Source organism: Rhodococcus sp. 1R11 (assembly GCF_004563845.1).
In the GTDB taxonomy this organism is placed as follows: domain Bacteria; phylum Actinomycetota; class Actinomycetes; order Mycobacteriales; family Mycobacteriaceae; genus Rhodococcoides.
This window is the reverse complement of the sequence record NZ_SPNG01000001.1, coordinates 426,492-439,508: the sequence shown is the minus strand read 5'-3', so window position 1 is coordinate 439,508 and position 13,017 is coordinate 426,492. Positions and strand designations below refer to the sequence as shown.

At 65.8% G+C, this 13,017-nt stretch carries 12 protein-coding genes; 3 read left to right on the top strand and 9 right to left on the bottom strand.

The window, feature by feature from the left end; genetic code table 11:
• Positions 1 to 23: 23 nt before the first annotated feature.
• Complete coding sequence (locus E4P29_RS02180; protein WP_245154134.1) at positions 24 to 1,238, top strand: phosphatase PAP2 family protein; 1,215 nt, start codon at positions 24 to 26, stop codon at positions 1,236 to 1,238.
• Here E4P29_RS02180 and mnhG read toward each other — a convergent pair.
• The 6 genes from mnhG to E4P29_RS02150 are packed head-to-tail and all read right to left on the bottom strand — an operon-like array spanning position 1,204 to position 7,597.
• Positions 1,204 to 1,545, bottom strand: a complete 342-nt coding sequence (gene mnhG / locus E4P29_RS02175; protein WP_094622783.1) for a monovalent cation/H(+) antiporter subunit G — start codon at positions 1,543 to 1,545, stop codon at positions 1,204 to 1,206. The two genes, E4P29_RS02180 and mnhG, sit on opposite strands and share 35 nt — an antisense overlap.
• Entirely contained in the window at positions 1,542 to 1,799 is a 258-nt protein-coding gene (locus E4P29_RS02170) for a monovalent cation/H+ antiporter complex subunit F (protein WP_094622782.1), read from the bottom strand. The genes mnhG and E4P29_RS02170 overlap by 4 nt, the downstream gene beginning before the upstream one ends.
• The gene (locus E4P29_RS02165; protein WP_245154133.1) at positions 1,796 to 2,437 is read right to left on the bottom strand and encodes a Na+/H+ antiporter subunit E; all 642 of its coding nucleotides are present in this window, start codon (positions 2,435 to 2,437) and stop codon (positions 1,796 to 1,798) included. The genes E4P29_RS02170 and E4P29_RS02165 overlap by 4 nt, the downstream gene beginning before the upstream one ends.
• Before the next feature lie 2 nt (positions 2,438 to 2,439).
• Positions 2,440 to 4,083 (bottom strand): Na+/H+ antiporter subunit D, encoded by a 1,644-nt coding sequence (locus tag E4P29_RS02160; protein ID WP_027498466.1) that lies wholly within the window; start codon positions 4,081 to 4,083, stop codon positions 2,440 to 2,442.
• Positions 4,080 to 4,751: a Na(+)/H(+) antiporter subunit C gene (locus E4P29_RS02155; RefSeq protein WP_135041492.1), complete on the bottom strand. Its 672-nt coding sequence runs from the start codon at positions 4,749 to 4,751 to the stop codon at positions 4,080 to 4,082. Before E4P29_RS02155 ends, E4P29_RS02160 begins: the two co-directional genes overlap by 4 nt.
• Positions 4,748 to 7,597: a Na+/H+ antiporter subunit A gene (locus E4P29_RS02150; protein WP_135041490.1), complete on the bottom strand. Its 2,850-nt coding sequence runs from the start codon at positions 7,595 to 7,597 to the stop codon at positions 4,748 to 4,750. The genes E4P29_RS02155 and E4P29_RS02150 overlap by 4 nt, the downstream gene beginning before the upstream one ends.
• A gap of 245 nt (positions 7,598 to 7,842) precedes the next feature.
• On the opposite strand from E4P29_RS02150, the gene E4P29_RS02145 reads away from it, so the two are divergent.
• Entirely contained in the window at positions 7,843 to 8,253 is a 411-nt protein-coding gene (locus tag E4P29_RS02145) for an NUDIX domain-containing protein (protein WP_209205268.1), read from the top strand.
• Between the two features lie 60 nt (positions 8,254 to 8,313).
• Positions 8,314 to 9,066 carry an isocitrate lyase/phosphoenolpyruvate mutase family protein gene (locus E4P29_RS02140; RefSeq protein ID WP_032365137.1) on the top strand — a complete coding sequence of 251 codons (753 nt, stop codon included), beginning with the start codon at positions 8,314 to 8,316 and terminating at the stop codon, positions 9,064 to 9,066.
• Between the two features lie 53 nt (positions 9,067 to 9,119).
• Here the strand turns inward: E4P29_RS02140 and E4P29_RS02135 are convergent, their stop codons facing one another.
• Genes E4P29_RS02135 through E4P29_RS02125 form a run of 3 tightly spaced genes read right to left on the bottom strand, consistent with a single transcriptional unit; the run spans position 9,120 to position 12,903 of the window.
• Complete coding sequence (locus E4P29_RS02135; protein WP_135041488.1) at positions 9,120 to 11,303, bottom strand: AAA family ATPase; 2,184 nt, start codon at positions 11,301 to 11,303, stop codon at positions 9,120 to 9,122.
• Positions 11,304 to 11,324: 21 nt separating this feature from the next.
• On the bottom strand, positions 11,325 to 12,179 hold the full coding sequence (locus E4P29_RS02130; RefSeq protein ID WP_027498461.1) for a phosphatidylcholine/phosphatidylserine synthase: 855 nt from the start codon (positions 12,177 to 12,179) through the stop codon (positions 11,325 to 11,327).
• Between the two features lie 7 nt (positions 12,180 to 12,186).
• The gene (locus E4P29_RS02125) at positions 12,187 to 12,903 is read right to left on the bottom strand and encodes a phosphatidylserine decarboxylase (RefSeq protein WP_094717243.1); all 717 of its coding nucleotides are present in this window, start codon (positions 12,901 to 12,903) and stop codon (positions 12,187 to 12,189) included.
• Positions 12,904 to 13,017 lie beyond the last annotated feature (114 nt).

Below are 13,017 nucleotides of genomic sequence, written 5' to 3'. Positions count from 1 at the left end.
GTGAGGACTCTGTTCGTCCTCTCATCGTCGGTGCCGTCCTCGTCGCGGCGTTCCTGCTCACGCTGCAGGTCGTCGCGTGGAAGTGGGCCTTCCCCGGCCCGCTGCCGAGCATGTGGAACGACATGTTCGGAACACCGAAGTCGATGTCGCTGCCGTGGGCGGCGCTCGTCCTGGCCACGGTAGGTCTGAACAACTCCACCCGCCTGCGCGTACTGGCCGTCGCTGCTGCGCTCGACGCCGTCGTACTGGGCGGCCGGTATCTGTTCGATGTGCCGCCGACCGTCGGGAACGGGCCGTCGCTGGTGCTGGTCGCGCTCGCGTTCCATGTCGTCCGGCGGCATGACGCTCGGGCGATGCGCGGCGTCGCCCTCGGCGCACTGTTGTTGCTCGCGACCAAGGCGGGTGATGCCTGGTTGCACATCACGACCTTGGTCCGGCCCTACGTTCTCGACGAATACGCATACGCCGCCGATCATGCGCTGGGAAATCCGTCCTGGGTGCTCGGCAGCATTCTGGACCGACTCGGCCCGGTCGCCGAGGGAACGCTGCACTGGATCTACATTCAGCTCCCCGTCGCGGCGATCATCGTTGCGCTGTACCAACTGCGTGGGGTCGCCGCGGGCTCGGCGTGGCCGAAACACTTCCTGTTCCGCACGTTCCTGCTGATCGGACTCGTCGGACCGGTGTTCTACCTGCTGTTTCCGGTGGTGGGCCCGATGTTCGCGTTCGAGTCGTGGCCGATGCAGTCGGTTCCGCTCTCGGGCACCCTCGGCGAGATCCCGTTCGATTCGCAGACGCCGCGCAACTGCATGCCCAGCCTGCACACCGCGTGGGCACTGAGCATCTTCATCCATTCCCGACGCGGTCCCTGGTGGCTGCGCACCGGCGGCACACTGTGGCTGGTGGGAACACTGGCCGCGACGCTCGGATTCGGTTACCACTACGGCGTCGACCTGGTCGCGGGCGCGATACTGTGCCTCACCATCGAATCGTTGCTGCGCGACCCGGAACGGGGATGGGACCGCGACCGGATCACGCTGGTGACCTACGGTTGCGTCGCGATGGCCGTACTACTGTTGAGCTACCGCTACCTCGCCGAGGAGTTCGCCGCGAACCCACTGGTGTTCGGTCCGCTCGTGCTCGGAATTCTGATCGGCATGGCGTTCGGATTCCATACCGCGTTCTTCGCCGATCGCTCGCGCTTCACTGATCGGGTTCGTTCGGTTCCATCTCGTTGACGATGAGCAGGCCGTCGCGCCCGCGCTGTTCCCGGTAGGCGACGCGTCCCACGGTGTGCGCGATCACCGGAGCGGTGACGAGCGTGAAGATGCCGACCAGCACCAGCATCCAGATATCGACATTGCCGCGCAGGCTGATGATCGCGCCGACCAACACCATGATCAAGCCGACCACCTGCGGCTTGGTGGCCGCGTGCATACGCGAGAGGGTGTCGGGAAAGCGCACGATGCCGACGGCGGCCGTGAAAGCCAGCAGAGCTCCCATCAGGATGAAGATCGAGGCAATGACCTGGGCTACCGTGCTCATTCGTCCCTCACTCTGAATCGCGCGATGCTGACCGACCCGACGAAGCTGACCAGGGACAGCGCAACGATGGCAGGCACCAGCGTGGTGTCGCGGCTGTAGACGGCCCACACACCGAGCCCACACATCGACACGGCGAGGATGGTGTCCATCGCGACCAACCGGTCCAAGGTGCTCGGGCCGTCGAGCAGCCGGAATGCGGTGAGGATCGCGGCGGCGAGCAGCAGCGCGCCTGCGATCGCCAATACGACGGTCACGACCAGTCCCCCTTCCTGTTGTCGTCGGTCATCTTGTCGTCGCGCGGGGTATCGAGGTCGCCCGATTCGGGATCGTCGCCGAGAACCCCGTGATATTGCTCGTACTCCTGGTAATGCAGGGGGCTCGGCTTCCAGTCGGAGTCACGCTCGAAGGCCGCGACGAACAGCTTCTCCAGGTTCCGGACGTAAGCGTAGAAGCCGTCCACGGCCTTCTGCGTCCCCATGTCCAGCACGTGCACGTACAGCAGGCGTCGGGTGCGATCGATCTCGAGGACCATCGTTCCCGGAACGAGATTCATCGCGTCGACGAAGAGGGTGAGCACCAGATCGGACTTGATGGCGATGCGGCAGCGCAGCACACCGGTGACCGGCGGTGCCTTCGGGCGGATCGCCAACCACGCCACACTGACGCTGGATTCGGCTGCGTAATAAAGGAATACGACTGCAAGCTTGACGAGCGAGAACACGTGGATGCGGCCCTCGACCGGCACCCGCGGCAACGGCAACAGCACCATGATGAGCAGGCCGACCGCGAGGCCACCGAGGATATTGGCAGCAGAGACGTTGCCCCACAACAGAACCCAGATAGCCGTCAGCCATGCCAGGGTCCAGATTCGCAGCAGGAAGGAACGGTTCATCTTCATCGGGTGCCCTCCTCATCCGCTCGTGCTTGTTCGTAGGCCTGATCGCCGACGAACTCGGCTCCCCGCACGGCGTCGATGTACACCGAGCGATCCCGCAGATCCGCCGCCGCCCGATCGCTGATGTCGATGATGCGGCCGGCGAACACCGTCATCGCCAAACCGACGACGACGAGGCCGATCGTCGGGATCAACATGAAGGCGGGCATCCGGCCCACATCCTCGCGGTCACCGAACTGGATGTCCGAGGAATCGTCGAGCAGGGCAGAGGGGCTGTTGTCCGCGAGATCGCCTTCGGGTGCGTCGGCGCGGGCTCGCCAGAACGCCTTGGTCCAGACACGAGCAACCACGTACAGCGTCAGCAGGCTGGTGACGGTGCCGCCGGCCACGAGCAACCAGGCCAGTACGCTGCCCTGGTCGCTGCCGGCCTGCAGCAGGGCGACCTTGCCGATGAACCCCGAGAACGGTGGAATACCACCGAGATTGAGGGCCGGCACCAGGAAGACAATGGCCAGCACCGGGCTGGCCGCGGCCAAGCCGCCGAGCCGTCGCAGGGACGACGAACCGGCTTGGCGCTCGATCAGGCCGACGACGAGGAACAGCGTCGTCTGCACCAGAATGTGGTGCGCAACGTAATAGATCGAGCCGGACAATCCCGATTGAGTCGACAGCGCGACACCGAAGATCATGTAGCCGATGTGGCTGACGAGGGTGAACGAGAGCAGTCGTTTGATGTCGCTCTGTGCGATGGAGCCGAGGATGCCGACGAGCATCGTCAGCAGGCCGCAGACCATCAGAACGTTGTCGAGTGAGCCGTCCGGGAACAGCAGCGTGTGTGCGCGAATGATCGCGTACACACCGACCTTCGTCAGCAAGCCGGCGAACACCGCGGTGACCGGAGCCGGGGCCGTGGGGTACGAGTCGGGTAGCCACGTGGACAGCGGGAACACCGCGGCCTTGATGCCGAACGCGACCAGCAACACCGCGAAGATGGCGGTGCGGGTGCCGGACGGGATGTCGTCCATCCGCACGGCGATGTGGGCCAGGTTCAGTGTTCCGGTGGCACCGTAGACCAGTGCGATGCCGATCAGGAAGATCAGCGAGGAGACCATCGAGACCATCACGTAGGACACACCGGCGCGAACCCGGTCGGCACTCGCACCGAGCGTCAGCAACACGAACGAGGCGGCGAGCAGTACCTCGAAGCCGACGAACAGATTGAACAGGTCGCCGGCGAGAAACGCGTTGCAGACGCCTGCGGTCAAGGCCAGATAGGTGGGCAGGAAGATCGATACCGGCTGATTCTCGCTGCCGTCGCGAATACCCTGTCCGATCGAGTACACCATGACGGCCAGCAGCACGATCGACGAGACGACGAGCATCATCGCCGACAGCCGGTCCACCACCAGCGAAATGCCCAGTGGTGAATCCCAGCCACCGACCTGCAGTGCGCTGGTCCCGTCGCGGTCGGCGAGATAGAGCATCATCGACGAGATCGCGACCACCGCGGTCAGCGCGGCGAGAGTGATGAAACGCTGCGCGCGGGGCCGACGTCCCAGCACCAGCGTCAGTGCCGCCGCGAGCATCGGGATGAGCACGGGCAGCGGGGTCAGGGCATCGATCACGCCCGGGGAGATCGTCACTTGTCGTCTCCCTTCGTGTCGTCGGTGCTGGAGTCGTCAGCGCTGGAGTCGTCAGTGCTGGGGTGCTCAGGTCGGCTGTCGTCTTTCTCGGCCGTGTCGAGGCCGTCGAGACCGCGCAGCTGGGGGTTGTCGTCGTCGTTGTCGAAGTCGCCGTCGTGCAGATCCTCGTAGCACTCGAGATCTTCGAGGTTCCTGATCTGTTCGAGTGGAATCGGATTGCCCTTCGAGTCGAAGGCGTCGCCCCCGAAGCTCGGTTCACCGGTGACCGGGTCGTCGGAACGGTCGCGGTCCGGTGCTTCGGCCATCGAACGGCGCTGGGAGACCTTGGTGTCCTCGGGGTCGTTCTCCAGGTCGTCCTTCGTGTTGAGCGTGAACGATCGATACGCCAGCGCGAGCACGAAGGCAGCGATACCCATGGTGATGACGATCGCCGTCAGGATCATGGCCTGAGCCAACGGATCGGCCATGTTCTGGTGCAGAGAGTTGTCCCGACCGACGATGGGCGGCGTACCTGCCGGGCCACCGACGGTGAGCAGCAACAGATTGACTCCGTTGCCGAACAGCAGCAGACCGAGCAGCATCTTGGTGATAGTGCGTTCGAGCAGCAGGTACACACCCGATGCGACGAGAACGCCGACGATGACGAGCATTCCGACATCTGCGGTCATGGGGCACTCACTCGGCCTTGGCTCTGCATTTCCACCTGTGCGTCGAGACGCGCGCCGAGACTGCGGAGCACGTCGAGTACCAACCCGACCACGATGAGATAGACACCGAGGTCGAAGAACAATGCGGTGACGAGCTTGATGTCACCGAGGAGAGGAAGTGTCACTTCCAACGTCGCCGACGACAGCGCCGGAGCGCCGAGGAACATCGACGCCACCGCGGTCCCGGCCGCGAAGATCAACCCGAGACCCAGGATCTTGCCTGCGTCGATCGGAACGGCCTCACCGAGCTCGTACCGGCCGCCGGCGAGATACCGCAGCACCAGCGCCAAGCCCGCCGTCAGTCCACCGGCGAAACCGCCGCCGGGGGCGTTGTGCCCGGAGAAGAAGAAGTAGATCGACAGCACCATGATCGTCGGGAAGATCAACCGCGTCGTGACCTCGAGAATCAACGAACGATGCCGCGGATCGATCAGATCGCCGCCGAGCAGCCACGTCGTCTCCGCCGCGTCGTTCGTGTCCGACGACGAGGCGGGGGCGTCGGACACCCGCGGAGCGCTGCCGAACCGGCGGTTGCGGAACACCAGGCTGGCCACGCCGGTCGCGGCGACGAGGAGTACGCAGATTTCGCCGAGCGTGTCCCAGGCGCGGATGTCGACGAGGATCACGTTGACGATGTTCTTCCCGTCGCCCAGCTCGTACGCGGCCTCGGGGAACTGCAGCGACACCGGGGCGGCGCTGCGGGCGTTCATTGCGAACGCGCCCAACACACTGACCGTGGCACCGACGGCGACGGCGAGCGCGGCACGGGGTCCGCGGGATCCGGCCGAGCCGCGGTCGTCGACCTCGGCCGGTAGCTTGCGCAGCACCAGCACGAAGACCACGAGGGTCAGCGTCTCGACGAGGAACTGAGTCAGGGCGAGGTCGGGTGCACCGTGGATGGCGAAGATGACGCCGCAGCCGTAGCCGGTGAGTCCGACGAGGATGACGCTGGCCAGACGGTTTCGCATGACAGTTGCGCCGAGGCCACCCGCGATCATGATCACTCCGATGACAAACTGGAGCGGGGTGTTCCACAGGGTGTACTCCAGGCCTGGCTTCTGCCCGACGAGCAACACGATGATCGGCAGCAGCACCAGGGTCAGCAAGATGGTGCCCTGGGTGAGGGGGAGCGAACCGCGCTGCGTGGTGCCGGTGAGGCGGATGGACAGGGTGTCCATGGACTTGAGCACGTTGTCGTAGATGCGGTCTGCGTTGCCGAGCGGTGGATGCTCGAACTTGAGTCGGTTGACCACCCGATGTGCGATGAACAGCCCGACGCCGCCGGTGACCACGACGACGGTCAACGCCAGCGGCAGGTTGAACCCGTGCCACAACGCCAGGTGGTAAGGCTCCTGCCCGTACGACGGCAGGGTTCGGGCGTAGGGACTGACGATGTGGTCGACGACCGAGGAGGCGAATCCGGCGATCAGACCCAGAACGGCGAGAAACGCGGGCGCGGCGAGGAACAATGCGGAGGGTGCGTGCATTGCTCTGACGGACGGGCTCGGACGCTTGAGCTGCTTGCGGGCGAACGCGCCCCAGACGAACCGAATGCTGTAGGTGACCGTCAGGATCGAGCCGATCACCAGGCCTGCGACGACCACCGCGGCGACCGTGGGGTCGAGCGTCGGAGTACTGATCACGGCCGACAGGGCTGTTTCCTTGCCGACGAAGCCGATCATCGGTGGTAGTCCAGCCATGCTGGCCGCGGCCAGCGCGGCTATCGCGGCGAGCCACGGGGCCTTCTTACCCAGGTGGGCGAGCTTACGAATGTCTCGGGTGCCGGTGGTGTGGTCGATGATGCCGACCACCATGAACAGCGTGGCCTTGAACATCGCGTGCGCGATCACCATCGTCAGACCGGCCAACATGGCCTTCTCGGATCCGATGCCGACCAGGACCATCAGGAAGCCCAGCTGGCTGACCGTGCCGAACGCCAGAATGAGTTTGAGGTCGAAGGCGCGGAGTGCTCGCCAGCCGGCCAGAATCATCGACAGCAATCCGAGGCTGATGACCGTGGCGCGCCACGGACCGGAGTCCGCGAAACCCGGAGCGAGGCGCGCGACCAGGTAGATACCGGCCTTGACCATCGCGGCGGCGTGCAGGTATCCACTGACCGGCGTCGGCGCGGCCATGGCACCGGGAAGCCAGAAGTGCATCGGCACGATGGCCGATTTGCTCAGGGCGCCGATGAGGATCAACACGATCGCCACTCCGGGCAGCCAGCCACCCGGGGCGTTCGCGACGACCTCGGACAGGTTGTACGACCCGGCGGCCTGGCCCAGGACGATGATGCCCACCAGCATCGCCAGACCACCTGCGGTGGTGACGAGCAGAGCCTGCGTCGCGGCGCGCCTGCTCGATGCGCGTTCTGCGTAGTGGCCGACCAGCAGGAACGACAACACCGTCGTGATTTCCCAGAAGATGTAGAGCACGAGCATGTTGTCGCTGGTGATCAGGCCGAACATGGCTCCGGAGAACGCGACCATCTCGGCGGCGAACAGGCCCAGCCTGGGCTCGTCGTCCTCGAAGTAGCGGGCGCAGTACAGCAGGATCAGCGAACCGATGCCCAGAACGAGCAACGACATGATGGCGGCGAGCGAATCGAAGCGCATGTCGATGTCCATCGACAGGCCGGGAACCCATTCGATGTGCAGCCTCTGGTCGGTGTTCCAGTTGCCGAACACCCAGATCAGGCTGAGCAGTGGCACCAGTGCCAGAGGGAAGAATGCAGTGCGTCCCCACCACCGGACGAGGAGCGGCGCGAGCAGCGCGGCGGCGGCGTGCGCAAGAAGAATAGCGAGCAAAAATCACTCCGTCGTCTCGGTCGCCTCGGCTTTCGGGCCGGGGCGGTGGTCGTAGGGCGGCGATGAGTAGGGTCGTGAAATTGTGTGAAATAGACCTGGATCTTCGAGGACTCGGTCTTTGAGAAATACGAACCGGCCACCGAACGGTGGCGGGCACGTTTGTCGGATTCCATCCTACTTTGCGTGGTCGACGGCGTGCCATGCGGTACAAACCGGACGTTTCCGATAAAGAGAGTCGATCGTCGATGAGTGATCCGAGACCCATTCGCACCGCCGGCCTTGCGTACGTTCGCCACCGCCGCATGCTTCAGGCGCGGTCGACGGGCAAGTCCGCCTTCTACATGGCCGGCGGCAAGATCGATCCCGGCGAGTCGCCCGAGCAGGCGCTGCACCGCGAGATCAGGGAAGAGCTCGACGCCGCGGTCATCGACGTGCGGCTGCTCGGAGTATTCGAGTGCCAGGCCTGGGGCCATCCGACGGGTACCCCGCTCGAGATCACGTGTTTCCTCGCTGATCTGTCGAACGAGCCGACGCCGACCAGCGAGATCGCCGAGATCCGGTACTTCACTCGCGACGAGTACGCCGCTATGCCCGATGTCGCCCCGGGGTCACTGATGGTGTTCGACCGAATGAAAGCCCTCGATTTGATCGACTGAAGCGGGTATGTTGGGTGTGGGAGAACGTACGTTCTCCACAACCGCCGCGAAGGAGTCTCCATGACCGACCTGTCCCAGAAGGCCACAACCCTGCTCGAGCTGCACCAGCCCGGCAACCCGGTCGTCCTGCCGACCGTGTGGGACGCCTGGTCCGCCAACCTCGCCGTGTCCGCCGGCTTCACCGCACTGACCGTCGGCAGCCACCCCGTGTCCGACTCGATCGGCAAGCCGGACAACGAGGGCATCACCTTCGACGAACTGCTCACCCGCATCTCCCAGATCTCCGCCGCCGTGGACGCACCGCTCTCGGTCGACATCGAGTCCGGCTACGGCGAGGACCCCAAGCGCCTGATCGACGGACTGATCTCCGCCGGAGCCGTCGGCCTCAACATCGAAGACACCGTCCACAGCGAGGGCGGCCGACTCCGCGAAGCACAGGAACACGCCGACTTCGTCGGAGCCCTCCGCGCGGCATCCGACGCCACCGACGTCCACGTCGTCATCAACGCCCGCACCGACCTGTTCGTCAAGCAGATCGGTGACGAGAACGATCGCGTCGACCGCGCCATCGCACGCCTGAAGCTGGCCGCCGCAGCCGGAGCCGACTCGCTCTACCCCGTCGGCTTCCACAACGACGACGACTACAAGCGTCTCGCCGAGGAACTCCCGCTACCCATCAACGCCATCGCCAACCCCGCCGAGGGCGACCTGTCGCACTTCGCATCCCTCGGTGTCGGTCGCATCAGCTTCGGGCCGATCTTCCAGATGGTGCTCGCCAAGCGCGCCGAAGAAGTTCTCGCCCGCTGGAAGTGAGAGCGGCTTCGCCGCACGTGCGTGAAACTTCGTAGCCTGCTACGAGTTTCCGCTCACGACCCGTAGGCCCGCAGATGCGCCACCTGCTCGGGATCGAGTGACGGTTTGACCGTCGCCCGAGCGGTGGCGACATCGTCGGCGGTGACGTCCGCTGCGTCCATCGACCGACGCATCGCCGTCAGTGCGGCTTCGCGCAGCAGGGCCGCGCAGTCCGCGGCGGAGTAGCCGTTGAGATCGTGCGCGAGGGATTCGAGATCGACGTCGTCGGCAAGTGGGATCGATTTGCCCGACGCCTTCAGGATGTCCACCCGCGCATCGGCATCCGGCGGCGGGACGAAGACCAGGCGCTCGAGCCTGCCGGGCCGCAGTAGAGCCGGGTCGATCAGATCGGGCCGGTTCGTTGCGCCGAGTACGACGACGTCGCGCAGTGGTTCGACGCCGTCGAGCTCGGTCAGCAGAGCTGCGACCACTCGGTCGCCGACACCGGAATCCGAACTCTGCCCGCGACGCGGGACGAGGGCGTCGACCTCGTCGAGAAATATGAGCGAGGGGGCGGAGTCTCGGGCGCGCTGAAACAGTTCGCGCACAGCCTTTTCCGAGGACCCGACCCACTTGTCCATGAGTTCCGCGCCCTTGACCGAATGGACGCTGAGCTGGCCCGAGCTGGCCAAGGCGCGGACCAGAAACGTCTTGCCGCATCCGGGTGGGCCGTACAGCAGAACCCCTCGCGGTGGCTCGATGCCCAAGCGCGCGAACGAATCCGGATGACGCAGCGGCCACAGTACGGCCTCGGTCAGGGCCTGCTTGGTCTCGACCATGTCTCCCACGTCCTCGAGGGAGAGGCTGCCGATTGCCAATTCCTCGGCACCCGAGCGCGACAACGGCCGGATCACCTGCAACGCGCCGATCAGGTCGTCGTGCATCAGCGAGGCGGCGGTGGCATCGTTGGATGCCCGCGCAGCCGCTCGGAGCGCCGCTTCGCGCACCAGGGCGGCGAGATCGGCGACAACGAAACCCGGTGTCCGTGAGGCTATTTCGACGAGGTCGACGTCATCCTGTGGAACCTTCTTCAGTAGATGCTCCAGCAACGCTCTGCGACCGGCGGCATCGGGGAGAGTGAGGGTCAGCTCGCGATCGCACAGATCCTGCCCGCGTAATCTGGCGTCGGTGGCCTCGGGATGTGCCGTCGTCACGATCAGTGCGAAGCCGGGAGTGTCGACGGCCCGGCGCAGCACATCGAGGACGAACGTCGACGCAGGCTCCGGATCGGACGGCAGCAACGCGTCGACATCGGTGATCAGCAACACCCCCGCGCCGGTCAGTTCGTCCACCGCAGCAGTGACGCGTTCGACGCGAGCCGACGCCTCCAATGCGCCGATCGACGGACCGTCCAGCACGACGCTTCGCCGTTCGCCGATGACGGCTCGAGCCAACGTCGTCTTGCCCACTCCGCCCGGGCCGGTGATCAGCACGCCCAGATGCGGAGAGGCACCGAGGGTGGCGAGCAGTTCCGACTCGTCGAGCGCCAGGCGTAGCCACTCGGTGAGTTTGGCCTGCGCAGCGCTCACGCCCACCAGATCGGCCGCACTGACGCGTGGCGGCGCCGCAGCTCCGAGCGTCGGAACCGATGTGGCCGAGACCGATTCAGGTGATCCCGAGGTGACTGCGCCGCGGCCCCAGCTCACCGCAGAATTGGGTTGTACGCTCACGGGACCGCCGGAGGGTTCGACGACCGAGACCGTCAACAGTTCGGTCGTCCACGCCACCCCGAACGTTCGCGACAGTGCCTGCGTGGCCGTCGACGTCGATGTGCCCGGTCCCAGATCCCGGGGGAGGAGCGACACGGTGTCGCCCACGGTGAGGACCTTACCGAGCAGCGCTTGGCGCAGGGTGGCGTCGGAAATGGAACCGGTGGCCAGGGCCGACCCGGTGACCGTGACGGTTCTCGCCCCGTAGACCGTCACGGGAGCGACTGCCACAGAAGCATTCTCGCGTAGCCCGGCATTGGAGAGCGTGACGTCGTCGAGCAGCGCGGTACCCTGCGGGACTCCGCTGGGAGCCTCGGCAACCACCGCAGCCGTACGCCGAGAACCGATCAGCGAGACTGCATCCCACTCCCGCAGACCGAGCGCCGCCAAGACCTCGGGATGGAGCCGGACGACGCCTCGTCTGGCGTCGGCAGCCGAGGTGTTCAATCGGGTGGTGAGAACGAGCTCGGGCGTTCGGGATTCGGTCACACGTCCAACCTAATGGGGTCGTCAGCTGCGCGGTCGGCGTAGTCCCAGACGCGCCTGCGACCGGCGCGCATTGCCGGGTGACCGTCGAATGGCGCGCCGTTCCGCGCGACGCTCGGCGGGCTTCGCATCCCATGTGTACGGGCGTGCAGCCGTCCAGCGCTGCGAGCGCACCGCAAACGGGATGTGCACGAGGTAGGCGAACACCAATCCCATCAGCAGGACCAACGGGAAGGTGATGAGCGCGGCAGCGAGCAGCGCGACCAGCACCAGCAAACCGGCGGCCAAGCGCGGCGGCACCGAGACGGTCTTGAGCGCAAGCGTGGGGATGGTGCTGACGATCAGACCTGCGGTGAGGATCGACCAGCCGGCGACGACGTAGAACGAGGCCCACCAGCCGTCGCCGAATTCCTCGAACGCAGCGATCGGGGCGAGCGCGATGAGTGCACCTGCGGGTGCGGGGACCCCGGTGAAGAACTCGCGGGCGTACGCCGGGGTGTCGTCCTCGTCGAGCAGGGTGTTGAACCGCGCGAGTCGGAGCACGATGCTCACGGCGTACACCAGTGCGACGATCCAACCGCCACTGCTGCCCTCGAGCAGGGTCACGTAGAGCACCAAGGCCGGCGCGACACCGAACGAGATTGCATCGGACAATGAATCCAGCTCGGCACCGATCTTGCTGGTGGCGTCGAGCAGTCGAGCGATGCGGCCGTCCAGTGCGTCGAGGATCGCAGCGGCACCGATCATCGCGAGCGCGGTTCCGAGTTGACCGTCGAGGGCGAACTTGACCGCCGACAGCCCGGAGCACAACGCGAGAATGGTGACGACCGACGGAAGCAGACGGATAGCAGCAGGCGGCTTGGCGCGTCTGGTGATCATGTCGTTTCTACTGGGGGAGCTCGGCGAGTACCGTCTCGGCACCGACCGCTCGTTGGCCGCGTTCGACGAGCAGTGTCGTCCCGGCCGGGAAGTAGGTGTCGACGCGGGAGCCGAATCGGATCAGGCCGTACGTGTCGCCGATGGAGAGCACGTCTCCGACCTTCGCGTTGTTGACGATGCGTCGAGCGATGAGACCGGCGATCTGAACCACGCCGACGTGGTGACCGGATTCGGTCTCGATGTGCATGCTGTTGCGCTCGTTGACCTCACTGGCCTCGGCCAGGTCTGCGGACTTGAACTGGCCGCGACGGTGCACGACCTCGACCACGCGTCCGCCGACGGGAACGCGCTGCACGTGCACGTCCAGAACGGACAGGAAGATGCTCACTCGCGGCACGGGCTGTGCACCGAGATCGAGCTCGGCAGGCGGGACGGCGGTGTCGACGAGGGTGACCAGGCCATCGGCGGGAGCGACCACGACGCCGGGCCGATTCGGTGGCACACGCGACGGGTGGCGAAAGAAGGTGGCGCAGGCTCCGGCGGCGACGAGCCCGGCATTGCGGACCCACTTCGACCGACGGCCGAGCACTGCGACGGCCAGGGGACCACCGACGAAGGGCAGTCCGGCGGGGTGCAGCGGTGGAACCGTTTCGCGAACCAGGTCGACGATGTGAGCCACTCCCGTGCGGGGTGGTTGATCAATCGGGGCGGGACGGCGTGCCACGGTCTCCTCTTACTGTCGGGCGAGCTCGGATGCGGGCAGAGATCGGACGCCGGGGACGGACCGGACGGCGAACAAAACGACTGCCGGGGCCCTCACAGAGTACGTGAGCGGCCC